Origin of the sequence: Chitinophaga filiformis (genome assembly GCF_023100805.1) — a bacterium.
Taxonomy (GTDB): Bacteria; Bacteroidota; Bacteroidia; order Chitinophagales; family Chitinophagaceae; genus Chitinophaga; species Chitinophaga filiformis_B.
Window position 1 is genome coordinate 5,977,704 of record NZ_CP095855.1, and the last position, 24,902, is coordinate 6,002,605.

Genomic DNA, 24,902 nt, shown 5'->3' on the forward strand with positions numbered 1-24,902 from the left:
CCAACAATAAATTATCAGATCAATTCCATGGATATGAAGAAAAAGAGACTACTCCCGGTCCTGGCGTTTACCTTTTGCATGCAGTTCTGCTATGCTGGAAAGATTGAAAGATTTAAGGACGGTTTGCTCGTACGGTTAGAAAAATCTACCGCCGGAGGAGTTAAACAGGTACGGTTACAGGTAATCACTGACAACATTATCAGGGTTACTGCCAGTCCGGCAGATTCTATTTCCGGAACGCCCAGTCTTATGGCTGTTGTAGGCGGTACCCGGGAAATAAAATGGACCAGCGAGGAGAAAAACAACCAGGTTACATTAAAGACAGGCACATTAACCGCCAGTATTGATCTGACTACAGGAGAAGTGGTTTTTAAAGATCTCAAAGGACAGGTGATCCTCCAGGAAAAACAGGGTGGTGGAAAGACCTTCACCCCTGCCGTGATCGATGGGAAGCCCCTTTACAAATTACAGCAGGTATTTGAATCGCCTGCCGGAGAGGCTTTTTATGGACTGGGTCAGCACCAGACGGGGTTAATGAACTATAAAGACCAGGATGTGGACCTTACCCAGTATAACTCTGTTGCGGTGATCCCCTTCCTCGTTTCCAGCAGACATTATGGTATACTCTGGGACAACTACTCTATTACCCGTTTCGGAGACGAAAGGCCGTATGAAGAACTGGGTAGTCTGCAGTTATCAGATAAAAACGGTAAAGCCGGTGGCCTGACCGCTACCTATGCCCTGCGGAATAAACCAGACAGCATCTTCCTGCAAAGGCAGGAATCGCTGATCGACTATACCTTCCTGCCCGATCTGAAGAAAATGCCAGCAGGCTACCCGATGGGAAATGGCGTGGTAACCTGGGAAGGCGATATCACCTCTCAGACCGGCGGACAGGAGAAATTCTATATGACAGCTTCAGGTTACATCAAAGTTTGGATCGACGGTGAGTTAAAACTCGACAAATGGAGGGAGGGATGGAACCCTGGCCCCTCCGTTTTCCGTCACCAGCTGGATAAGGGCAGAAAACACAGGCTTAAAGTGGAATGGATCCCTGAATCCAACCAGGCGTTTGTTTCCGTTAAACATCTCTCCCCTACGCCTGCAAAGCTGCAGAACAAGGCAGCGCTGACATCAGAGGCGGGCGAAAAGATAGACTATTATTTCGTGTACGGTCAGCAGACAGATGATGTCATCAATGGCTACCGCACCATCACTGGTAAAGCTGCTATCGTTCCTAAATGGGCATTGGGCTATTGGCAAAGCCGGGAGCGTTACAAGACCCAGCGTGATGTGATCAGCACCGTACAGGAATTCCGCAAAAGACAGATACCGCTGGACAATATCGTTATGGACTGGTCTTACTGGAAAGAAGACGCCTGGGGCAGCCAGGAATTCGATCCACAGCGTTTCCCCGATGCGAAAGGCATGATCGATTCCCTGCACAATATTTATCATACCCACTTTATGATATCGGCCTGGCCTAAGTTCTATAAAGACATTCCGAACTACAAACTCTTTAACGATAAAGGCTGGCTCTATAAACAAAGCATTAATGACGGTATCAGGGATTGGATCGGCCAGGGATATGTATCTACTTTCTACGATGCTTTCAATCCCGGCGCCCGTAAACTGTTCTGGCAACTGCTCAGCAAAAACCTGTTCAGCAAGGGCGTCGACGCCTGGTGGCTGGATGCTACAGAGCCGGATGTACTGTCGAACGCTAGTATCGACTACCGCAAACAACTGATGAACCCTACGGCGCTGGGGCCATCTGCACAATATTTCAACACCTATGCCCTCCTGAATGCAAAAGGTATTTATGAAGGTCAGCGCCAGGAAAAGCCGGATCAGCGCGTGTTCATCCTGACCCGTTCCGCTTATGCCGGTATGCAGCGCTATGGAGCAGCTACCTGGAGCGGAGACATTGCTGCACGCTTTGATGAACTGGCAAGACAGATACCTGCAGGGCTGAATTTCAGCCTGTCAGGCATGCCCTATTGGACAACAGATATCGGCGGATTTTATGTGGAAGATAAATACGACCAGCCTGACCCACAGGGAGCAGACCTGGAGGAATGGCGGGAGCTGAATACACGTTGGTTCCAGTACGGATCATTCTGCCCATTGTTCCGCTCGCATGGACAGTATCCTTATCGCGAACCATTCAACATTGCACCGGAAAATAGTGTCGAGTTGAACTCAATGGTGTATTATGATAAGCTACGTTATCGTTTGATGCCATATATTTATTCCCTTGCAGGACACACCTATCATCGTGGCTATACCATGATGCGTGCGCTGATCATGGACTTTGACAAGGATACAGCTGTCAGGAATATCGGTGATCAGTTCATGTTTGGTCCTTCACTGCTGATAAATCCGGTATATAGTTATAAAGCCCGTACCCGTAAACTATATCTTCCTGCCAATACCGGCTGGTATGACCTTTACAAGGGCACTTATACTGAAGGTGGACAATACATTACCGCGGAAGCTCCGCTGGACAGGATCCCCGTATACGTAAAAGCAGGCAGCATTGTTCCTTTCGGTCCGGCTATGCAGTACACTGCACAACGTCCGGCCGATACGATCACACTGTATGTATATACAGGAGCAAATGGAAAATTCACACTTTACGAAGATGAGGGTGTTAATTATAATTACGAAAAGGGACAATACAGTACTATTAACCTTACATACGACGAAGCAGGACAGACGCTGACTATTGGCAAACGGGAAGGCAATTTTCCCGGCATGCTGCAGCGCAGGACCTTCCGTATTGTGAAAGCAGGGAAAGACAAACCAGTGAGCATGGATTTCGGTAACAGCAACGCAACCCTTGTACCATATGATGGTGCAGAGAAAAAGATATCATTAAAAATTTAAGCACTTACATGAAGAAAAAGAAGTTTAACAACTAACACGTTGTGAATTGTATTCACGTATGACCATCAGATAAAAACAACCCGTAACTACTAACATTCTAACATTATGAAAACTGCTTACAAAATCAGAGATTTTGTGACTGCCTGCATGATTCCCGTTTCATGCGGATTAAGCAGCCTGCTGCTGATGACGATGCTGTTGCCCGTCAACGTGGCAATGGCGCAAACGGCTAAAAGAGCGCTTTCCGGAAAGGTGACTACCGGAAAAGACAACAGCCCTTTACCCGGCGCCAGCGTACGTATTAAAGGCACCAACAATGGTGCTATTACCGATGCCAACGGTAGCTTTAACCTGCAGGTGAGCGATAGTGACTCACTGGAGGTAAGCCTGGTGGGTTTCTCCAAACAGGTGATCTCTGCGAGAGGCAAATCGTCACTCACTGTGAGTCTCTCCGAAGGCGCTACCGGACTGGATGAGATCGTGGTGGTAGGCTATGGCACCGAAAAGAAAAAACTGGTAACCGGCGCTATTGACCATGTAAACACACAGCAGCTGGAACAGAACCATGCCCTGCGCGTTGACCAGGCTTTACAGGGACAAACACCCGGCGTACAGATCACTGCTACTTCAGCACAACCCGGAGAAGGCATGAAAGTGCGCATCCGTGGTACAAGTACTGTTGGTAACGCTGATCCTCTATATATCGTGGATGGTGTACCTACTTCCGACATCAGCTACCTGAACGCCTCCGACATTGCTGCGATGGATGTACTGAAAGATGCGGCATCCTCCGCTATCTACGGTGCAAGGGCAGCCAATGGCGTTGTACTGGTGACCACCCGTAAAGGCCGTGCGGGAAGCATGAAAATGTCTTACGACACCTACTATGGTATACAGAATCCTTCACATAAAGTATCTGTGCTCAATGCACACGACTATGGCGTGATCATGAACGAGATGGCCATTAACTCCGGCTCCGTTCCTTATTTCACCCTCGATCAGCTCAGTAAACTGGGCAAAGGTACTGACTGGCAGGAGGCGATCTACAACAAGAAAGCGCCCATGCAGAATCATTCCCTGGCATTCGCCGGTGGTAATGAAACTTCTGTGTTCTCTTCTTCCGTTGCCTATACAAAACAGGACGGTGTGATCGGCCTGAAGGATCAGTCGCAGTACGACAGGCTATCCTTCCGCATGAACAGCGAGCACAAAATGTACAAGGACATTGTGATATTCGGCGAAAACGTGACCTATACACAATCCCGTAAACGAGGTGTTGGTGTGGGCAATATCTACGGCAATGCTATCCGTTCTGCGTTCACAGTAAGCCCGCTGTTCCCGGTATACAATCCTGACGGCAGCTACGCAAAGTCTACTTTCAACGTGCAGGAAGCCAACCCGGTGGCTGTGATGGATTATCAGAACCAGAACAAATCCAGGACTGACCGTATCATGGGTAATACCTACCTGCAGGTATCTCCTGTTAAGGGACTGACATTACGTACTGATTTCGGTATTGATGTGAGCAATAACGATTCAAGAAGTTATACGCCGATATACAACCTGTCTACCAACGTGGTGAATGAACATTCCCGCGCTACGCAGGGCATCTACCGTACACATACCTGGAACTGGGATAACACCATCAACTACCAGCGTGATTTCGGCAAACATAATGTAGGCGTACTGGTAGGTATGAACTCCAACGAAACAAAAACTTCTTATCTGAACGGTTATAAACAGGACCTGACCAAGGAAGGACTGGATAATGCCGTTATTGACAACGGTACTACAGACAGCACACAACGTATCTTTGGCGCCGACAGTTCTGCTACACTCTATTCTTATTTCGGACGTATCAGCTATTCCTATGCTGATAAATATATGTTCACTGCCGTGGTAAGATCGGATGCGTCTTCCCGTTTTGGAGCGAACAACCGCAGAGGTACTTTCCCATCTTTCTCTATTGGCTGGGTACCTACTAATGAAGATTTCTTCAAACTCTCCTGGCTCGACTTCCTGAAAGTACGCGCAGGCTGGGGACGGAACGGTAACCTTCCTACAGGATATTATCAGTACCTGTCTACCATCTCAACACAATACCTGGGGTATTATTTTGGCAGCGGCGACCTTCCTTTTATTGGTGCAGCGCCTGTCAAGATATCTAACCCTGATCTGAAATGGGAAACTTCAGAACAGGCCAACGTGGGTATCGATGCGACACTTTTCAGAGACTTCAACCTGACAGTAGATGTGTACCGTAAGACAACAAAAGACTGGCTGGTACCAGTGAACGTACCTGCTGTTTCCGGGGCATCAACTGTACTGATCAATGGAGGTAATGTGCGTAACCAGGGTGTGGAGGTTTCCCTGGGCTACAATCACACCTTCAATGGCCTGACAGTAGGTGTGAATGGTAATATCGGTGTGAACCGCAACGAGATCACCGATATCCCCAACCGGGAAAAGATCATCAACGGTTCAACGGGCATCACCTTTGCCAGTATGCCGGAATTTTACCGTGCGCAGGTGGGCTTCCCAATGGGTTATTTCTACGGATACAAGACAGCAGGCATCTTCCAGAATGAAAATGAAGTAGCGTCCTATGTAAGTAAAGACGGTAAGAAAATACAGCCTAATGCCCTTCCTGGTGATGTTCGTTTCCAGGACCTGAACGGAGACGGTGTGATCGATAGCAAGGATGAAACGCAGATCGGTAATCCTTATCCTAAGTTCACTTATGGCCTGAACTTCAACCTGGGGTATAAAGGATTCGATTTCTCTGCTTCATTGTATGGCAACTATGGCAACCAGATATGGGACGGAACGCATGATTTCTCCAGCCCGCTCAGCAACTACAGGACAGAAATACTGGGCCGCTGGACCGGCGAAGGCACTTCTAACCGCATTCCGCGTGTAACAGATGGCGCTGAACTGAACCAGAACTGGATCCGCTCTTCCGATCTATATGTACACAATGCATCTTTCCTGCGTGTAAAAAGCCTTAACCTGGGATATGATTTCAAAAAGGTGTTACACACCTTGCCTTTACAACAGCTGAGATTATACGTTTCTGCTACCAACCTGTTCACTTTTACTCCTTACAAAGGGGTAGATCCTGAAGTAGGTTATGGCCCTACCGGATGGGCTTCCGGTATAGACCTGGGTACTTATCCGCAACCTAAGACAGTACTGGTTGGTCTGAACGTTAAATTCTAATCCGGTAAATCAATCCACATGAAAAAGATCTTCGCATCCATTATAGCAATTGCACTCTTTGCTGCCTGCAGTAAAGACTTCCTGGAGCTTTCGCCTGTAGATGAACAGACGGAATCCTCCTTTTACCAGACACCGGCACAGGCTTTACAGGCGCTGGTGTCCATATACAGTCAGCTCAATATCGGTGACTACGATAATATTCACCTGGTATCGGAACTGGCCAGTGATGACTGCTTTGGCGGTGGTGGTACTTCTGACCTTGTATGGAAACAGTGGGACCGCTTCCAGGAAGCGTCAAATATGAACCTGGGTCTCTGGCAGAGAGGTTACACCGGCATTTACAGAGCGAATGTATTACTCTCCAAAATAGGCGGCGTGAACTGGGGCGCAGACACCACCCTGAAAACCACCTACACTGCTGAAGCGCGCTTCCTGAGAGCGTACTTCTACTTCGACCTGGTACGTGTATTCGGCAATATTCCACTGGTAACCAAACCACTCACTGTTTCCGAGTATAATATGCCGCAGGCTGCTCCGGCTGACATATACAAACTGATAGCCGAAGACCTGCAATATGCAGCCAATAATCTGCCTGCTACTGCTTACCAGGGCATTTCACCCAACAATTATGGCCGTGTGACCAAATGGGCCGCACAGTCACTGCTGGGCCGTGTATACCTTTACTATACCGGTTACTATAATCAGCCGGACCTGGCGGGTGTTGTTACCAAAACACAGATGATCAGTTACCTCGACAACGTCATCAATGCAAGCGGCTACGGGCTCGTAGACAGCTTTCCCCGCCTGTGGCAGGCATCCGGAAAGTCTTTCGTAGGAGAAGACAATAAAGAAACGGTGTGGTCTATCAAATTTACATACAAAGGCCTCGGCAACTGGGACCAGCATAATGGTAACCGTATGCAGGTGGATATCGGCATCCGCAGCCAGGTGCTGAATCCTTACTATAAAGGATGGGGCGCCGGTACGGTAACGCCCAAATTATGGAACGCCTACGACGCGACTGATACCCGTAGAGGGGCCAGCATCATTTCCATCGAGGATGAAAACCTGACGGCCTATTCAGTCGGCGACCAGGCACAGTACACCGGTTATTTCTGGAAAAAATATATGCCCTTGAATGATGGCAATGCAGATAGCAAGGGAGGTAATTTTCAGATCGATAACTATTTTGATGATATCATTATCCGCTATTCAGACGTACTGCTGATGGCGGCAGAACTGAATCTCGACGTTGATCTCTCCAAGGCGCAGAACTACTACAACCAGGTACGTGACAGGGCATTCCTGAACACCACCAGCCGTAAGACCCTGACCGGCGATGCCAATGGCAAAAAGCTGATCATGGAAGAACGCCGCCTGGAATTTGCACTGGAAGGACAGCGCTACTGGGATCTGCTGCGTCAGGGCCTGAGCGTAGCCAAAGCCGCTATTGACAACAGCGGCAGCGATAGCCAGTTCGACGTGAATTTCCGTACAGAAACACAGGGATTGTTTAAGATCCCCGAACAGGAGATCAACCTGTCAAGCGGCGTTTACAAACAAAATACCGGCTGGTCTAACTAATGTTGAATCATTCAAAAAACTGCAGTATGAAAAAATTTATCACCTTATCCCTGCTTGCATTATCGGCGATGCTGGCGTCCTGTACAAAGGAAGATGAAGAGAGCCTGGGCGGACCATCCATTGCCAAAAGCGATGTAAAATTCTCCGTTACACAGCAACAGGGACATGACAATATAGTAATGTTAAACAGCCTTACACAAGGCGGTTATATCCCCTACTGGGAATTTAACGGTGGCTTCTCCAAGAAGAAACAGGATACGATCAACCTGCCTTTTGCAGGCGACTATAATATCCGTTATACCATCTATACACAAGGAGGTCCGATGGCAGATTCTGCGAAGATCACGGTATCACAAAACGATCCACAATACTTTTCCAGTCCTATGTGGAACCTGCTGGCCAATGCACAGGATGGTAAGACCTGGGTATGGGCATCAGATATTCCGGGAGGCATCTGTTATGGCAACGGATCGGGCGGCGCCACAGCACCTGAATGGTGGCAGAACGGCATTGCCTACCTGACGGAAAAGGGAGTTGCTGCAGATGAGATGACCTTCGATCTGAAGGGCGCCAAAAACTATACATTTACCCATGCGGGTGCGTCACAGAAAGCAATATTTGAACTTGATACTTTAAATAAGACGTTGAAGATAACAGGTAGTGATATCAGCCTCGGTAACAAGGTTACTTACGTGATAGTAAAACTGACTGCCGACGAACTCACCCTGGCACAGCAGGGTGATGGCTGGAGAAACATCTGGATGTACAAAAGGAAGGGATTTAATTATTAGTTTACGGGATGTAAGATGGAAGAAAAAAGGGATGAGGTTTCGTACTTCATCCCTTTATTTTTTTTGAAAATTTGAAGGAAAATTTTGAGAACCGAAGAAAAGATGTATTTTAGTGGTATAGAAAAAGCCACCCTTGATGTCATACGTCAGGGGTGGCTTTTTTTTTATAATAATATGTTCAGCAAGGACGAACCATTGTTTATGCTAATACCTGTGAAATGCATTTAAATCACTATTTGTTTAGATTAACATCAAAAACCAAAACAACAACGGAGTATGAATTTACGAGTATCGGACCCAGGGGGGAAATTAGAAAGACCATACTGTTCTCACTGATAGAATATAACTGTTATAATCTTGCATTTGGAGAAAAGGATGTACAAACAGGAAATGTAGACGACAATATAAACTCCGGGAATAATGACCATGAGAAGATATTGACAACAGTGGCTGCAGTGGTAGAAACCTTTACTACCGAACATCCTGAAGCATTTGTATATGCAAAAGGCAGTACGCCTTCAAGAACAAGGCTATATAGGATCTGTATTACCAAATATTGGAATGACATCACTGACCAATTTGTAGTACTTGGATTGCAGAATGGTCAATGGCAGCATTTCATCCAAAATCAAACATACAATGCCTTTTTAGGTAAGAAGAAATCTTTCGAAATAAACAATTAAATTATCATTCATGGAAATTACAATCTCAAAAAGGGAAAATGTTGAAATGCATACTTCCCCCAAAAAAATTAATATCCCCAATCGGCCACTGCGTCAAATGACGCTGGAGGAAGTTTTAGAAAAAAGTCCTTTTCTAAGAAAAAAGCATGAAGATGCAGTTGCTACATTGAAAAAATACCCTATCCCTGAAGAATTCCGGCACAAGAACAAAAAGAAATAAGTTCTTTTTAAAAATCTTTATTTATGGAAGAGGTAATATCAAAAAAACGAGAAACGAGAACAGATGGATTTTTAATAAAACATAACATATTGGTCGAAACACGAACCCGGTATAACGCTTGAAGAAATACTGGCAATATGTCCGTTTACAAGAAAAAAATATGAGCAGGCAAAAGCAGCCCTGGGGAAAAAAGGCGCCTCATTTACGAGACGCCTTTTCTTTATTTAATAACGACTGTATCTATCTGGTAATCATTTTCTCCTGATACAAATTTCAGGTAATAGGTACCGGGAGCCTTTTCTGTTATTTTGTAGGATGCTTTCCTTTCAGGAATATCCATGGTACACATACAACCTTTATATACTGCTTCTACAGAGATAGTACGTGTATTGCCGCTTTTCTTTTCATTGAATTTATGAAACTGTCCGCAGCCATTGTTTACGTTAAAATAAACGGTAGTAGCGCCATCTGTACCGGATGATGCTTTATCGATCCTGGTAACATTGACTTTCTCATACTTCAGGCAATCCTGCGTAGGTACATTCTTCTTGCTACATCCGGCCATGACAATTGCGGCCAGGGAAATAAAGGTTAGTGATCTTCTCATGAAAATTAATTTAAGCCCCTTCCCTGCTTGTGGAAAGGGAACTGTAACCTTAACGCATGAGATATGCCTTTGGTTACAGCTCACTTAAAAATTAACTTTATTTCAATCTGACGATCTTCCGGCTTCCCATCATGCCGAACCGGCCTTTATCTGCCTTCAGGATCCACACGCCGGCGGGCACTTTACTGATATCCAGCTGTACCTGCTGAGCGCCCTTAGCGGCTGGTATTACAACCTGTTGAAGCACAACCTGGCCGGTTTTTGTATTCACCAGCGACAGCAATACTTTTTCTGTACCAGCGTCTACTGCCACGTTAAGGCTGTTACCTGTAACAGGGTTCGGATATGCTTTCAATGATCCGTTAGCGGGAGTGACCTGGTTTGCTGCCGGTGCAAGCGCAGTTGTTACACTGGCAATGGCCGTAGTACAGTTGCTCACGAATGTCCAGGGTTTGCCATCGCCGGCATTGAGGTCTGGCTGATCTCCCTGTGTCCACCATTTAGCCTGGTAGATCTTGTTGCCGTATGCCACCTTGTTGCCTGCCAGGTAGATACCTCCTGGTGTCCAGCCGGCCACACCGTTGCAGGGCTGACCGGTACCACCGCCATCGCCGCCATTGCCGTTGCAGGCGCCCACAACAGCCCAGGTGGTATTTGTGCCGGGTACATCGCCGCTGCCTGCCCACCACTGGTTACGGTAGATCACGTTGTTGTACTTTACAATATTGCCGGCAGTTTCATAGATCTTTGAGGATTCCCATGCCGGCAGGGAAGCACAACCTTCAAAGGTCTGCGTGTTCCATATTGTAAATGAGACAGTAGATACAATGGAATCCTTCCCATTTCTCAGGCCAACAGCCGTAGCTGTCTGTGCGCCATAAGCAGTGGGCGTCCATTGTACGCTGGTGCCGGCTAGTCTTAGTCCGCCGATCTTGATATACACCTGCGTGATCTCATTCCCGGGATCATTTTTTGATACGGTCAGCGTGACAGGCGCTAAAGAAGTTACCCCGATAATGCCGTTGGACGGCGAAGTAAAGGTCAGCGCGGTGATCTGGGAACATTCGGTATTGTCGATGCTGAAACGGGGCATGGTAGCGCAACCGCAATTAGCGGCGTTATTACCGCCATTCAGCTCCATACTTACCTGCTTGATGCCGGTATAACGCTGGAAGTGACCGATGCGGCCCAGTACTTTTGTATTTTCTGTGCCACTGCCGCATTCAATACCACCGTTGATGATATTGACAGTAGCGCCGAAGCCCGGTTTGAGACCAGCGGCGGCCTGTGAGGCTGTGGGCGTCCATTTACCGGGGATCATCACATCATGGCAGGAAGGTTTCGGATATTGCTGCGCCATCCAGAACCAGATACCTGTTTCAAAAGCGATCACACCATCTTCGATCACTTTTTCCGGATTGGCCAATAGTACGTTCTTATCGCCGAAGATGAATTCACTTGCCTGTCCGTAGTTATAGTTATAACTCAGCTGTATAGGGCCGCGGCCGTGGTAGGATTTGCCGGGAGCGGGCGGGTAAGTGGCATCGTCTATACGGTAACCGATATTGCTGGTTCCTTCATATCCTACCTCTTCGCGGAAGTAGAGGCCCCAGGCATAGGGACCGCCGGGAGCAGTAGGCCAGCCACCGGTAGTCTCCTGGGAGATATTGGCCAGGAACGCCATCAGCTCCCTTTTGCGGGCGGCCAGGTCGCCTTCTCCGGCGAATGTGGCGTAATCGATCGTTTCCCGGATAATAGCATTGGCTGAGATATCAAAATCGGCATCTTTACGGATCACTACAGTGGCGCCGGTGGTTTTATCCACGCGGGTCAGCTTATAGGCGTTGGTAGCGCAACGCCTTTCCGAGATGATCTTAACGTTGGACATTCGTCTAACCGCTTCCGTGAAGTTCGCATAGGAGTAAAAGTCCTTCGCCGGCGTGCCGGGAGGTATACCACTCCCCGACCGGTCGTCGGGATTATAACGGTGCGGAAATAATACATTCCAGTCTGCGCTGGTGATCACATCACCAATCGTCTGGGCATGGGCTGCCGACATGCAGCATAACAACAGGAAGGTTACAATGAAACGTGCTATTTTCATAGATAGAGGATTTGGTACCTGGCGGTACGATGATTATTTTGAGTCGCTTCAAATATAAGAATTCCTGATTCTTTTACTATTTTGTTTTCCCAAACGTTCCCGATATGAAAAAGCTGTTTTATACCCTCATTTTATCAGTAATATCTATGCAGGTTTTGGCCCAAACAAAGGAGAAGGATATTATCCATTTATGGCCGGGAGCAGTACCCGGGGAAACTGGTCCTAAAAAACCGGCAGTTCCCACGCCGGATACAAGTAAGGGTGTAACCCGTCTCACCGATGTAACCGATCCGCTGATGCAGGTATTTATACCGGAGAAAGGCAAGGCTAATGGGGCCGCAGTGATCGTATGTCCGGGCGGTGGTTACCAGATCCTTGCCATCAACCTGGAAGGCTATGAAATAGCGCATTGGCTGAATGAACAGGGATTTACAGTATTTGTGCTGCAATACCGGGTGCCACAGAAGCAGGAAGGAGCCTTGCAGGATGTGCAGCGGGCCATCCGTATAGTACGGAGCAGGGCAGCTGAATGGCAGTTGCAGGCGGAAAAGATCGGCGTACTGGGTTTCTCGGCCGGAGGTAGCCTGAGTGCCAGGGCCAGCACCCTGTACAACAAGCGTACCTATACCCCGGTGGACGCCAGCGACAGCAGTTCTGCCCGTCCCGATTTTGCGCTGCTGATCTACCCTGCTTATCTTGATCAGGGGCCTAATCACAGTATCACACCAGAACTTCAGATAGATGCCTATACCCCTCCCACATTCGTATTTGCCACTGCTGATGATCCTTATGGCAACAGCGCACTGGTAGTAACAGGCGCCCTGAGAGACGCCAAAGTGCCGGTGGAGCTGCATATGTACGCCAAAGGCGGGCATGGTTACGGGCTCAGACCCGGCAACAGGGCCGGACTGGCCTGGACAACACTGGCTGCCAGGTGGCTGGACAGGAATGTGAAGGAAAAATGAGCATTATCATTCCGGCGGATGACCATCATCATATGACCATATGTTCCTGAAGAGGAATTTTACAGTCTATAAAGTATATTTACTGCGTATTCTTTTCGCTGTAAATATATAATATGAAGAAATGGATCAATAAGCTGATGACAATGCTCCCTGGTAACAATGTTTACAAAAAGGAATATAATAAAGAATTGCAGCGCTTTGAGGCGCTGTTCAATTATGCCAGCATCGGCATACTTGTTACCAATCAGCAGGGCCAGATCGTACTGATCAATGATTTTGCACTTACCCAATTCGGGTATGAGCGGGAGGAACTGGTAGGGGAATACATTGAGCAACTGTTGCCCAAACGTTTCCGTGAACGGCACGTAGGGCACCGTGATCATTACAGTCATCATCCGCAGAGCCGTCCTATGGGTATAGGCCTGGACCTTTTCGCGGTCAGAAAGGACGGTTCGGAATTTCCGGTAGAGATCAGCCTGAGCCAGTACAGGCATGATGAGGGCGCTTTCGTGATCGCCTATATCAATAATATTACTGAAAGGAAGAAAGCGGAAGAGAAGATCGAGAAGCTGAACAATGAGCTGGAACACAAGATCAGTGAACGCACGCAGCAGCTGACCAATGCCCTTGAGCAGCTGGAACAGTCCAAACAGGAGGTGATGGCCGCACTGGACAAGGAAAAGGAGCTGAGCGAACTGAAATCGCGTTTTGTGTCCATGGCATCACACGAGTTCCGCACGCCCCTCAGTACTATTCTGTCTTCCGCCTTCCTGGTGAACCAATATACCACGGAGGCCGATCAGCCTAAGCGCAGCAAACATATACAACGTATTATTTCTTCTGTTACACTCCTGACGGAAGTGCTCAATGACTTCCTGTCTGTCGGAAAAATAGAAGAAGGCGGTGTACAGGTACGCAGCAGTACTTTTGACATAGCGATGCACGTCAGCGGTACCATTCAGGAACTGCAGGACATTGTGCAGGAAGGACAAAAGATCGAATATGAGCATCAGGGGCCGACTTCCGTACAACTGGACCCTTCCCTGCTGAAACACATACTGTTAAACCTGCTGGGCAACGCGATCAAATTCTCCGGGAAACATACTGTTATAAGGGTGCGTACTGAACATACCGGAAATAATGTAATATTGAAGGTAAAAGATGCTGGTATCGGTATCTCTCCGGAGGACCAGCAGCACCTTTTTGAACGTTTTTTCAGGGGCGCCAACGTCAGCAACATCCAGGGAACCGGTCTTGGCCTGCACATTGTAAGTAAATACGCTGAACTGATGAACGGAAACATTACCTGTGAAAGTGCACTCAATGAAGGCACCACCTTTATAGTCACTTTCCGGCAAGCATAATTAAAAGAATGATAATGAAAACGATACTGCTGATAGAAGATAATGATGACATCCGGGACAATACCGCCGAGATACTTGAACTGGCCAACTATAAGGTGCTGACTGCCGAGAACGGGAAAACCGGGGTGGAAATGGCGCTGGAACATTTGCCGGACCTGATAGTATGCGATATTATGATGCCGGTATTGGATGGGTATGGCGTATTACATTTGCTGCAGAAACATCCGGAAGTAGAAGATACTCCGTTCATTTTCCTTACCGCCAAAAGCGAACGTGGCGATTTCCGGAAAGGTATGGAAATGGGTGCGGATGATTATATTACAAAGCCATTCAGCGGTACTGATCTGCTGAACGCGGTGGAAAGCCGTTTAAAAAAATCAGAACTCAAAAAACAAGTATTACCTGCAGACATGGAAGGAATACAACAACTGCTACTTGCAGCTACAGGCACTAATCCTCTGAAAAAACTAATGGAAGAGGGCAATACAGACAGGTACAAAAAGAAACAACTGATCTACCAGGAAGGGAACAGACCTACCAGCCTCTATTTCATTGAGAAAGGCCGTGTTAAAACATACAAAGTCAACAACGACGGTAAGGAGCTGGCGGTGAACCTTTATAGTGCCGGTGAATTCCTGGGTTATGTAGCCTTACTGGAAGGCAGCAACTACCATGAGAATGCGGAAGCACTGGAAGCCTGTGAACTGACCGCTATTCCCCGTGAAGACTTCGAAACCCTGATCAATAACAACCGCGAGGTAGCACAACAGTTTATCAGGCTGCTGGCTAAAAATATCACCGAAAAGGAGCAGCAGTTATTGCACCTGGCTTACAGCTCCCTGCGTAAAAAGGTAGCAGAGGCCCTGCTCTTCCTCAAGAAAAAATACCATCACGTTGCTGACCAACCTTTTTCAATCGATATATCGAGAGAAAACCTTGCCACCATCGCCGGAACAGCTACCGAGTCCATGATCCGTACGCTGGGCGATTTCCGGGATGAAAAACTGCTGGAAATCAAACAGGGCGTGATCACCATCCTCAACGAACAGAAACTGGCCAACCTGGTGAATTAATGACAAAAATCAGTTTTTGCGCTGATGCAGGTCCTGTGTAGCGGGCAGGCAACTATCTATCTTTATGTAAGATAAGATAGATTTGTAATGGAAGATCTGCTAAATGAACTAACTGCATTCAGAAAACAACTGGCGGTACTGGAAAACCAGAATATCGCGCTGAAAATACAGCTCGCACATATACTGCAATATCATTTCGATCGTTCACTGCTGGACAGGCTGGAATATTTTCATACGGCATTCCTCCAGCTGGACACACGTTTTGAGGCATTAAAAAGCGAGCTGGCCCTTCACCAGGCCTGGCTGGCCGACCCCGACATGAACACCATTAACTACGACAACATCCGCGCACATCAACTACACATCTGGGGCAAGCTCAATACAATGGAAGCGGATGTAAACAAACTGAAATCCCTTTTCAGTGATTATCTGCAGGAACACTTCCCTGCGGTTGCTCAATCAATATTATAAGTTACCACATTATTATTTCATACTTTAAGTACTCTTATAAAATACTTTAAATGATTTAGAAATTTATCCTATATTGGAGACGCGTTATTATCCTATGTCAAGAAAACTGTTGTTGGAGATCCTTTCTGCTTTATTGGTATTTCTATTTATTTATACCAGTATAAGCAAGTTGCTCGATTATGATACTTTCCGAAGGCAACTGGGACAATCGCCATTTATCACCTTATACGCTCCTGTAATTGTATGGGCGTTACCCGTAGGGGAATTAATTATTGCTGGCTTTCTTTTATTTGCGCGTACGCGACTGACCGGATTCTATCTTTCATTCTTCCTGCTCAGTCTTTTTACTTTTTACCTGGTGGCTATGCTGCGGCTTAGTTATTTTATTCCCTGTTCCTGCGGAGGTGTATTACAACATCTTTCATGGAACGCACACATTGTCTTTAACATCATCTTTGTCATATTTTCAACTATTGGGGTACTGCTGCAGGATAAACAGGAACAGACACCTGCACAATCAACTCTCTGAGTTCTGAACCAACCGGCATTAATATAGGGGGAGCCGAAAACCTTCAGAACAGAGTAGGCATGTATTATATTTAATAAAACACACCATGAAAAAGACACTATCTTTAGCGTTTTTCGCTGCCCTGTGCGCAGCAGGGAGTGCTTTTGCCGGTAAGCTGAACGCCGATCCACAATGGATGCTCAATGATGACACCATTGTAACCGGCACATCTACCCAGATCAAAGTTCTCTACTGCCCGGGACCAAACAATGTTCAATGTGCTGTAAGCCTGGATGGTAATGCTACCATCGTGAGAAAAACATGATTACCTGTTATAGCAGGAAGCCTTATGCACTAGGCTTCCTGTTTTGCTTTCAAGTCCTATGAAAAAACGTATTTATTACCTTGCGTCGCTATTACTGGCGGCATTTTTAATTGTTGTTATACTCGTTTATACGGCACCGTCGCCCAACAGGCAAGCCAATGGTTTCAGCAGGTCATATCTGCAGGCTGTTCCGCTCAAACCTTATATGACGATCCCCACCAATGACCGGATACTGGACATCGCGGGGACAGACGACAGTACCTTTTATTTCTCAACAACTGATCCCTCCATCCTGCTCTCTGCCGCTATGGAAACGGGATGCCACGTGGATACGTTTCAGATCGCATTAAGGCAGTCATTAAAAGATTCCATGGGCACTTACTTTTTTACTGAAGTGAAGAAGGGGGCCTTCTTTGTGTATGGGTACAACATTCCCGCTATCTGTAAAACAGGCCTTACCACTTCAGGCGCCCCTGCTGCGTATACGACATTTGCTGCCGGAGGTTTTTCACAGGCACATGTGCTGCGGGACGGTGAACATATCATGTTGCGCAAACTGGACCTGAAAGAAAAAGACCAGTTCTTTACGCGCGTAACGCTTAACGGCGACAGCATACTGACAGGCAGCGGACTATCGCCTCTGCAGCGCGATGGCGGTATGAGCACGGACGGTTCTTTGAACTATGACATCACAAGCGGCCTGTTCACCTATCTTCATTACTACAGTAATCGATACGTCACTTTCGACAGCGCCATGCACCTGGTCAGCAAGGGTAGCACGATCGATACTTTTACGGTATCCCGGTTCAGCATATCTGCAGCCATGGCCGGCAAGAACGTGTATATGAACCAGGGACCAGACCAGATGGTCAATGGTTTCAGTTGTGTACACAAGGGGATGATGTTTGTACAGGCTAAATTGAAAGCAGATAATGATGATGACAGGTTATTTCACGAACGTTGTATTATAGACCAATATGACCTGCGTACGAACAGGTATAAGGGCAGTGTTTATCTTGATATTCCTGTAAAAGCCAGGATCAACCAGCTCTTCGTTCATGGCAACAAATTACTGGTACATTGTACGGACAGTGTATATGCCATCAGGATCAATTACTGATAACCGTTATTCTGTGAAAGATGGGGATTCCTGTTACGCTCTTCCTGTGGAATTGGGTATAGTGCCGCGGTTGATTTCCAGCCTGGTTTCAATGCCGACATCACCTGATCGAGGCGACCGGTACGACGGAGGCTGAACCAGCGGTCGCCCCATTCTGTAAACAGTTCCATCCTCCTCTCCCGCTCTACCAGTGACAGGCAGGAATCTCTTATTATTGTATCCGACAAGGCCGGAAGCCCCGCTCTTGCTCTTAATACATTCAGGTCGGCAATAGCGTCGCGGGTATTGCTCAGATGTGCAAATGCTTCTGCGCGGATAAGGTATTGTTCTTCTATACGCAATACCATAAGATACTCTTCCTTTCCGGTTACTGCGGCCGTTCTGTTGTGATATTTGTAACAGTTATAATAGGTTGCTCCTCCATACATGAATGATCTTGTCCAGCTGGCCTTTCTTTTATCTGCCGGGTCGAACGACTGCATGAAATCTTCTGTAAAAGGATAAAAAGAGAAACTACCTTCCGCCGGCAGGAAGGTCTGCCCTAAAAACGTGTAACCTTCATTTCTCCAGATCTGTAAAATAGCGGGACGGCTGTTGCGCAGGAATACACTGTCTGCCGGGATCAGCGGTGTATACGCTCCTGAATTGATGACCTGCGAAGCCTGTACGATAGCTTCCTCCCAGTTGCCCCTCTGCAGCTGTACCCTTGCCAGCAATGCAATAGCAGCCCACCTGTTAGCCCTTACTTTCTCACCCGTACTATAATATGCAGGTAATAACTGGCTGGCATAGTTCAGATCGGAAATGATCTGCGTATATACGGAATCTACGCCGGTACGTGGTGCAAGTGCAGTCTGGTTCACATCTGTGGTTGTGAGCAGCGGTACATCTCCCCAGCAATTCACCAGGTAGTAATAGCAGAATGCACGCATGAACACCGCCTCTCCTTTCAGCTGCCGGGCCTTTTCGGCAGACAATCCGCCGGAAGTGGCCAATCCTTCCAGTACGGCATTGGCGCCGTAGATCACTTTATAGATCTCTCTCCATGAAGACAATAAAGGAGGGTCAGTAGGCAGGATAGCATTATTTACGTAGCGGAGATAAGTACCATTGAAGGTATTCAGCTCGTCAGCAGTCATACCATTGATAACAGGCAGGATATTGCTGGCAAAGTAGCTGGAAAGCGAATAATACAGATCCGCCACTGCTGCATCCGCCAGGGCTTCATTAGAATAGACCGATCCTGCCGGGATCTCGTCAGACGGTGCGTTCACTGTGATCAGCTTTTTACATGAAGTGATCATCATCAGCAGCAGTATAAAATAATATGTACGATAGTGTGGCATTGCCTGTCAGCTTAAAGCGTTAACTGAATACCGCCTGTAAATACTCTTAATGTTGGTACAACGATCTGTGTTTCCGGATCCGCGCCTTTATATCCTGTTATTGTCAGTAAATTTTGTCCCTGCACATATACCCTGCATAGTTGCAGGTGTAGTTTCTTCAACACCGCTGCCGGCATAGCGTAAGCCAGCATCATGTTCTTCAGGCGTATATACGAAGCATCGTCATACACCGCATTGGAAAGGAGCAATGTGGTATTGAGATCATAAGCCTGACTACCTGCTGTAGCCGTGGCCCGTGGCACATCTGTCACATCGCCTGGTTTACGCCAGCGCTGCAGACTTTCTGTGAGCTGGTTAGCAAAGTCTCCCGGTTTGACCGCTACCGTTACCCCCTGCTGTTTAATGAACTGCCAGAAGAAGCCCAGGCTGATGTTCTTATACTGCAGATCGTTCTGGATACCGCCATAGAACTTAGGGTCCATGTTGGCGATGGTCACGAAATCGTTCAGGCTGGAGAGGCGGCCATCATGATTAATGTCTTCAAACTGCGCCAGCCCTGTCTGTGGATTTACGCCTGTAAAATGGTAGCCTCTTACAATATTGAGCGACTGCCCGAGTACATACGCATTTGCATAGGAAGACACCGACAGGTCCTGGAATTTCTTCAGCCTGTTGCTAAAGAAAGATATATTGGCGCTGGTGGTCCAGGTGAAATCAGTTTTACTGAAGTTTTTCGTCTGTAATTCAAATTCCCAGCCGGTATTCTCCACCAGTGCCGGCAGGTTGGCCTGGTAACTGGTAAAGCCTGTCATAGCCGGCAGCTGATAGCCTACCAACTGATTACTGCTGCGGTTACAATATTTTGCAGCGGAGAAGAACAGGCGGTCCTGCAGGAAACCCAGTTCAACAGCCGCCTCCATTTTACGGTTCTCTTCCCAGCTATACCTGTTGTTGACGATGCGCAAAGGCCTCAGCGTATTATTGCCTTCATAGTTGCCATTGCTGCCATAATTCTTCATGTATTGGTAGTCGGCGATCTGGTCATTGCCGGTAATGCCTCCGCTGGCCCGCAGTTTTCCGTAACTCAGCCAGGATAATTGTTTCATAAAGGGTTCTTCCGTAAAGATCCAGGCGATACCTACGGAGCCGAAATCGCCAAACTGGCGTCCGGGCCCGAAACGGGAAGAACCATCTCTCCGGTAGCTGACATTGAGCAGGTATTTGCTTTGCCAGTCGTAGGTAACACGAGTAAAGAAGGAAACATACCTGTAGAGGGTATAATTATCCGGTTTATGGATGATGGTATCAGCGTCGTAGATACTATTCATGGCCGATTCGTTGGCGTAGCCCTGGCCGGTGGCCAGCGTACCATTCCTCGAGGTTTGTTGCCAGGTGCCCCCGACCAATGCATGCAGGCTTCCCTTGGCGATACGCAGCACATAATCTGCCTGTGGCTCTACGATAAAGGACCGCCGCTTGTTTTCGGCCGTACGTATAAAACTGGTAGGCGCATTATTGGGATGCTGTGCCGACTGCGGGAATGCGAAGAACTGCTTCATGCGGATATCTGCCAGGCCCAGGCTTGTTTTCAGCTGCAGGCCGGGTAATAAGCGGTAGCGCAATACCAGGTTACTGAGCATGTTCCGTGTATTGCTGTTGGACTGCTGCCGGAAATAGGCAATGGGATTATCGAAGGAGGAGCCCCAGAACAAACGCCCTGCGGAATCGTACAACGGATAATTAGGTGGCAGGTTATAAAAGGGAAAAATGTCATTGGCAATACTCTTGTTCCTGTCGGCCACAAAACTGGCTGTGAGGTTGGCTTCCAGGCGCTGTTCCGGGTGATGGTGCTGCAGGCTGACGTGTACTCCTCCCCTGTTATATCCCAGGTCGGCGGGCATTACGGTGCCTTCGCGGTAGAAATTTCCGCCGACAAGAAACGTATTATAGTTACTTCCACCGGAAAAGCTGGCCTGTGCATTTGTGATGCCGGCCGTTCCGCCGGTAAGTCGTTTAAACCAGTTCACGTTCTGCGTCGTATCCCATAGCAGGAGGTCTGGTGCGCCTGCAGCTGTGGGCTGTACGCCGTCGTTGGCAAATGCCTCCCTGCGGAGGGCCAGGTAATCGTGAATACCAAGCATGGACATATTCCCGGCAGTTGCGCCGATGCCCTTCCGCACATTCAGATCCAGTTTCCCCCTTCCGGGCTTTCCTTTCCGGGTAGTGATCAGTACTACGCCATTAGCTCCCCTTGAGCCGTAAATGGCCGTAGCATCAGCGTCTTTGAGCACGTCAATACTTTCTATATCTGCCGGGTTGATGCTGTTAAAAGGGCTGATACGCCCCGCAGCGCCAAAGAGATCTTCCGAGTTGTTCAGGGGAGTAATATCGAAGGGCACGCCATCTACAATAAACAGGGGATCATTGCCGGCAGCGATGGAGTTCCGGCCACGGATATACAATTTGATCTGGGCGCCTGGCAATCCGTTCGTACTGGTGACCTGTACACCGGGTATCTGTCCCTGCAGGGCAGACAAGGCATTGGCAACGGGTTGCGCTGCCAGCTGCTCTCCGGTGATCCTGCTAACGGCGCCCGTGAGCAGGCGACGGCTGCTGGATCCATAACCGATCACCACAGTGGCATCCAGGGTATTAACTGCTTCTTTCAGGTGGATATCGTGCAGGCGGGTGCCATACAGGGTGGTATCTACAGGGGCATAGCCCAGGGATGAAATACGGAGTAATGCCGGCTGGGGCGCCTCAAACAATTCGAATTCGCCATTGTTGCCGGTGGTCACACCGCGGGAAGTACCTTTCACGACAATAGTAGCACCGGGTACAGGCTGATCGTTCACATCGGTGATACGCCCCCGTATCGTTGCCCGTAAAGTGTCATCCTGTATCTGTGGCAGTTTGCCCGTTTCTGTTATTTGCAGGTATATCCGCTTTCCCTGTTTCAGCCAGGTGATGTTCCTGTTCTTCAGTACCTGCGCCAGTACGTCTTCCCAGCGGGCGTTCTTATAATAAAGGTTGACTTTTTCTTTACCATCGATGATGGCATTGTCGAATACGAAATAATAACCTGTTTGCCGGGCTATACTTTTGAAGACATTGTTCAGGGGCATATTCTTTCCGGTAATAGTAACCCTTGGGCTGTCCACAGTCACCTGGGCTACAACTAGGGTAACCGGCAACAACAGGCAGCACAAGATCAACAGCATACTGATAGCCTTACAGACAAGCTTTACCATTCTTTTAATTTATGGTATACAGATCACAGTTGGCTTTCTACACGAATATGGCTTTATTTTGATCTAAGATATATCTTATCATCCGTAATACGATAGGTTATACCGGATGTTTTATCAAGGCTTTCCAGGAAGTCGGCCACGGGTTGGTTCTTTTCAATGACGCCGGTAAGCATCTTATTGGCCAGCAGGGGGTCTTCAAATATCAGTTGTTTTCCATACCAGTGGAGTAGTACAGCATCAAGGGTTCCCAATGGCTTGTTATAATAGACATATTCTCCTTTGCGCCATGCCAGCGTAATAGCCTCGTCGAAAGCAACCGTTTGCTGGCTGTAGCCTTTGCGGTAGATAGATTCCATGCCGGGGCGCAGCACAACGCCGTCGCTCTCTTCTACTTTTGTCATCACGCTGCCCTGAATGAGGGAGGTGACCACCATTGAATCTGAGTAAGCATTGACGTTAAAAGAGGTACCCAATACCCTGACGGATGTTTCAGCTGTATGTACAATAAAAGGCTGACTGGCATTGGCGGCAATATCGAAATAGGCTTCCCCCTCGAGATATACCTCCCTGGTTTTGCCATCGAATGAAAAAGGAAAGCGCAAACGGGAAAATGCATTCAAATGGACCGTAGATCCGTCAGATAATACCACTTTATAGTCTTTGCCGGTAGGCACAAAAAGCGTGTTCCAGCCTTTACGCTGTTTACCTGCTGTAAAGGAAAGCAGTCCGGCGCCCGGGTGCAGAAGGGCTTCTTTTGTATTGATATCGGCACCGGCCTTACCGGATAAAGGGATCGTATCGCCATTGTCCAGCAACAGCTTCATATCTCCCCATACGGGTATTTCACCGGTATTCACAGCGAGCGAATGATCGTATAGGGAGGCAGACCTCTCTCTGAGCATCCAGTATCCGCCGGCTGTTATCAGCAGCAATGCTACCGCGGCGGCCAGCCACCACCTGTTACGGGAGGATTTCTGAGAGGACGTTTCCTGCATATTGACCACAGGGGTTTCGTCTGAGGTGACCAGGGTCATGGCAGGTTTCTTTTCCTGGTCGGCCTGCAACAGGGACAATACGCTGCTCCAGGCCCTTTCGTTATGAAGGTCGTTCATAAAATCAGGACCGGCGGCATCGCGGGCACCTTCCAGTTCTTCGATGCAACGGCGCACACTGGGGTCTTCCCGGGCAATACGCTCGAGATACCGGTTGTCTTCGTCGCTGATATCGCCACTCAACTTTTCCAGTATTAACTGAAAGATATGTTCCTCATTATAACTCATGTGGGAAATACATAGTTCTTACTCATTACGGGCTATAGGTTTCGTTGGCATTTCATAGTCTTATCTGAAACATCAGGGCTTTCAGGGCTGCTTTGCACTTGCTTTTAAACGCCTTGATACCTTTTCTCAGTATAGATGATAAGTCCAGCGGATATCTTTTGTCTGATAACAATGATAAACTGACACCTCCACTATGTACCAACGCCACCTGTCTCTTATATTGCATCAGGTACCCGGGTAAAGGTAAAATAACCTGCTGCATCAGTAAGAACCCCGGATCATTGGATAACCGGTTATCGGATTGACCTCTTTTAAGAATGTTGACACAACTGTTATGTACCATCCTGTAAAAATATCCTCCAACCGAATGTTCTATTTCCAAATATAATTTCTCTTCCCAAACCTGCACAAACACATGCCGCACCAATTGCTCTGCCTCTTCCATGTTATTCAGCATCATACGCGCTTTTAAGCAGAGCGGCTTATAATATTTCATGAAGAAGTACTGATAAGCCTTGATCTCGCCCTCTTTAAGCGCAATCAGCATTGCCGAATCATCCATGTGCTGCATAAGAGTTGTTTTGGGATATGTTAACAGTTGTTAACGTAAATATCCGTTTTCCCGCAGCGCAAAAGCGTTAATTACATGTTAACACACAGATGTTACGCTTTCATTCACAGCTGAAAGATACTTAATATTTGGATCATCACATATGGAATTCATTTTTTAACAGATGGAGTAAAATGTCCTGGTCAATGGGCTTGGACACATATGCAGCCGCCCCGGCGGCCAGGCACTTTTCCCGGTCTCCTACCATGGCCTGGGCTGTGACGGCGATGACCGGAATATGGTCAAAAAGGGGATTTTTCCTGAGCTGTGCAATGGCCTCATAACCATCCATTTCAGGCATCATCATGTCCATCAGGACCACCCCGATGTCTGCCTGTTCCTCCAGCAGCTGAAGGCCGGTCTGTGCATCCGTTGCCGTGATACAATCGAAACCCTTCGCTTTCAGCACCATGCGTAAGGCGTAGATATTCCTGTTATCGTCGTCTATGATCAGCACTTTTTTAGTGGAAGATCCCATACTCTTTCAGATTC

At 47.7% G+C, this 24,902-nt stretch carries 20 protein-coding genes; 13 read left to right on the top strand and 7 right to left on the bottom strand.

Annotated elements, in window-relative coordinates; genetic code table 11:
- The first annotated feature begins 33 nt into the window (after nt 1–33).
- The 6 genes from MYF79_RS23160 to MYF79_RS23185 all read left to right on the top strand — a co-directional run bounded on the left by MYF79_RS23160 (nt 34) and on the right by MYF79_RS23185 (nt 9,386).
- Entirely contained in the window at nt 34–2,889 is a 2,856-nt protein-coding gene (locus tag MYF79_RS23160) for a TIM-barrel domain-containing protein (RefSeq protein ID WP_247810198.1), read from the top strand.
- A 105-nt stretch (nt 2,890–2,994) separates the two neighbouring features.
- Nucleotides 2,995–6,108, top strand: a complete 3,114-nt coding sequence (locus MYF79_RS23165) for a SusC/RagA family TonB-linked outer membrane protein (RefSeq protein WP_247810199.1) — start codon at nt 2,995–2,997, stop codon at nt 6,106–6,108.
- Nucleotides 6,109–6,126: 18 nt separating this feature from the next.
- Nucleotides 6,127–7,692, top strand: a complete 1,566-nt coding sequence (locus MYF79_RS23170) for a RagB/SusD family nutrient uptake outer membrane protein (RefSeq protein ID WP_247810200.1) — start codon at nt 6,127–6,129, stop codon at nt 7,690–7,692.
- 26 nt (nt 7,693–7,718) lie between these two features.
- Nucleotides 7,719–8,483 carry a hypothetical protein gene (locus MYF79_RS23175; RefSeq protein WP_247810201.1) on the top strand — a complete coding sequence of 255 codons (765 nt, stop codon included), beginning with the start codon at nt 7,719–7,721 and terminating at the stop codon, nt 8,481–8,483.
- Nucleotides 8,484–8,719: 236 nt separating this feature from the next.
- A complete protein-coding gene (locus MYF79_RS23180) occupies nt 8,720–9,166 on the top strand; it encodes a DUF6934 family protein (protein WP_247810202.1) in 447 nt (148 codons plus the stop codon).
- A 10-nt stretch (nt 9,167–9,176) separates the two neighbouring features.
- Nucleotides 9,177–9,386 carry a hypothetical protein gene (locus MYF79_RS23185; RefSeq protein WP_247810203.1) on the top strand — a complete coding sequence of 70 codons (210 nt, stop codon included), beginning with the start codon at nt 9,177–9,179 and terminating at the stop codon, nt 9,384–9,386.
- A gap of 220 nt (nt 9,387–9,606) precedes the next feature.
- On the opposite strand, the gene MYF79_RS23190 is transcribed toward MYF79_RS23185, so the two are convergent.
- Both MYF79_RS23190 and MYF79_RS23195 read right to left on the bottom strand, forming a co-directional pair.
- Nucleotides 9,607–9,993 (bottom strand): hypothetical protein, encoded by a 387-nt coding sequence (locus MYF79_RS23190; protein ID WP_247810204.1) that lies wholly within the window; start codon nt 9,991–9,993, stop codon nt 9,607–9,609.
- A 97-nt stretch (nt 9,994–10,090) separates the two neighbouring features.
- Nucleotides 10,091–12,097 carry a glycoside hydrolase family 19 protein gene (locus tag MYF79_RS23195; protein ID WP_247810205.1) on the bottom strand — a complete coding sequence of 669 codons (2,007 nt, stop codon included), beginning with the start codon at nt 12,095–12,097 and terminating at the stop codon, nt 10,091–10,093.
- Between the two features lie 104 nt (nt 12,098–12,201).
- Between MYF79_RS23195 and MYF79_RS23200 the strand changes: the two genes are divergently transcribed.
- From MYF79_RS23200 to MYF79_RS23230, 7 genes are all read left to right on the top strand, one after another.
- Nucleotides 12,202–13,062, top strand: a complete 861-nt coding sequence (locus tag MYF79_RS23200) for an alpha/beta hydrolase (protein WP_247810206.1) — start codon at nt 12,202–12,204, stop codon at nt 13,060–13,062.
- Nucleotides 13,063–13,175: 113 nt separating this feature from the next.
- On the top strand, nt 13,176–14,426 hold the full coding sequence (locus tag MYF79_RS23205; RefSeq protein ID WP_247810207.1) for a PAS domain-containing sensor histidine kinase: 1,251 nt from the start codon (nt 13,176–13,178) through the stop codon (nt 14,424–14,426).
- 14 nt (nt 14,427–14,440) lie between these two features.
- The gene (locus MYF79_RS23210; protein ID WP_199655558.1) at nt 14,441–15,499 is read left to right on the top strand and encodes a response regulator; all 1,059 of its coding nucleotides are present in this window, start codon (nt 14,441–14,443) and stop codon (nt 15,497–15,499) included.
- A gap of 87 nt (nt 15,500–15,586) precedes the next feature.
- A complete protein-coding gene (locus MYF79_RS23215; RefSeq protein WP_247810208.1) occupies nt 15,587–15,970 on the top strand; it encodes a hypothetical protein in 384 nt (127 codons plus the stop codon).
- 94 nt (nt 15,971–16,064) lie between these two features.
- On the top strand, nt 16,065–16,499 hold the full coding sequence (locus tag MYF79_RS23220) for a MauE/DoxX family redox-associated membrane protein (protein WP_247810209.1): 435 nt from the start codon (nt 16,065–16,067) through the stop codon (nt 16,497–16,499).
- Nucleotides 16,500–16,584: 85 nt separating this feature from the next.
- The gene (locus MYF79_RS23225) at nt 16,585–16,803 is read left to right on the top strand and encodes a hypothetical protein (protein ID WP_199655561.1); all 219 of its coding nucleotides are present in this window, start codon (nt 16,585–16,587) and stop codon (nt 16,801–16,803) included.
- Nucleotides 16,804–16,861: 58 nt separating this feature from the next.
- A complete protein-coding gene (locus MYF79_RS23230) occupies nt 16,862–17,923 on the top strand; it encodes a hypothetical protein (protein WP_247810210.1) in 1,062 nt (353 codons plus the stop codon).
- Here MYF79_RS23230 and MYF79_RS23235 read toward each other — a convergent pair.
- From MYF79_RS23235 to MYF79_RS23255, 5 genes are all read right to left on the bottom strand, one after another.
- Nucleotides 17,917–19,269 carry a RagB/SusD family nutrient uptake outer membrane protein gene (locus MYF79_RS23235; RefSeq protein ID WP_247810211.1) on the bottom strand — a complete coding sequence of 451 codons (1,353 nt, stop codon included), beginning with the start codon at nt 19,267–19,269 and terminating at the stop codon, nt 17,917–17,919. The two genes, MYF79_RS23230 and MYF79_RS23235, sit on opposite strands and share 7 nt — an antisense overlap.
- 11 nt (nt 19,270–19,280) lie before the next feature.
- Nucleotides 19,281–22,520, bottom strand: coding sequence for a SusC/RagA family TonB-linked outer membrane protein (locus MYF79_RS23240; RefSeq protein WP_247810212.1), 3,240 nt, complete (start codon nt 22,518–22,520; stop codon nt 19,281–19,283).
- A gap of 53 nt (nt 22,521–22,573) precedes the next feature.
- Nucleotides 22,574–23,800: a FecR family protein gene (locus tag MYF79_RS23245; RefSeq protein WP_247810213.1), complete on the bottom strand. Its 1,227-nt coding sequence runs from the start codon at nt 23,798–23,800 to the stop codon at nt 22,574–22,576.
- Nucleotides 23,801–23,852: 52 nt separating this feature from the next.
- Complete coding sequence (locus MYF79_RS23250; protein WP_247810214.1) at nt 23,853–24,371, bottom strand: sigma factor; 519 nt, start codon at nt 24,369–24,371, stop codon at nt 23,853–23,855.
- 136 nt (nt 24,372–24,507) lie between these two features.
- Nucleotides 24,508–24,888, bottom strand: a complete 381-nt coding sequence (locus MYF79_RS23255) for a response regulator (protein WP_247810215.1) — start codon at nt 24,886–24,888, stop codon at nt 24,508–24,510.
- Nucleotides 24,889–24,902 lie beyond the last annotated feature (14 nt).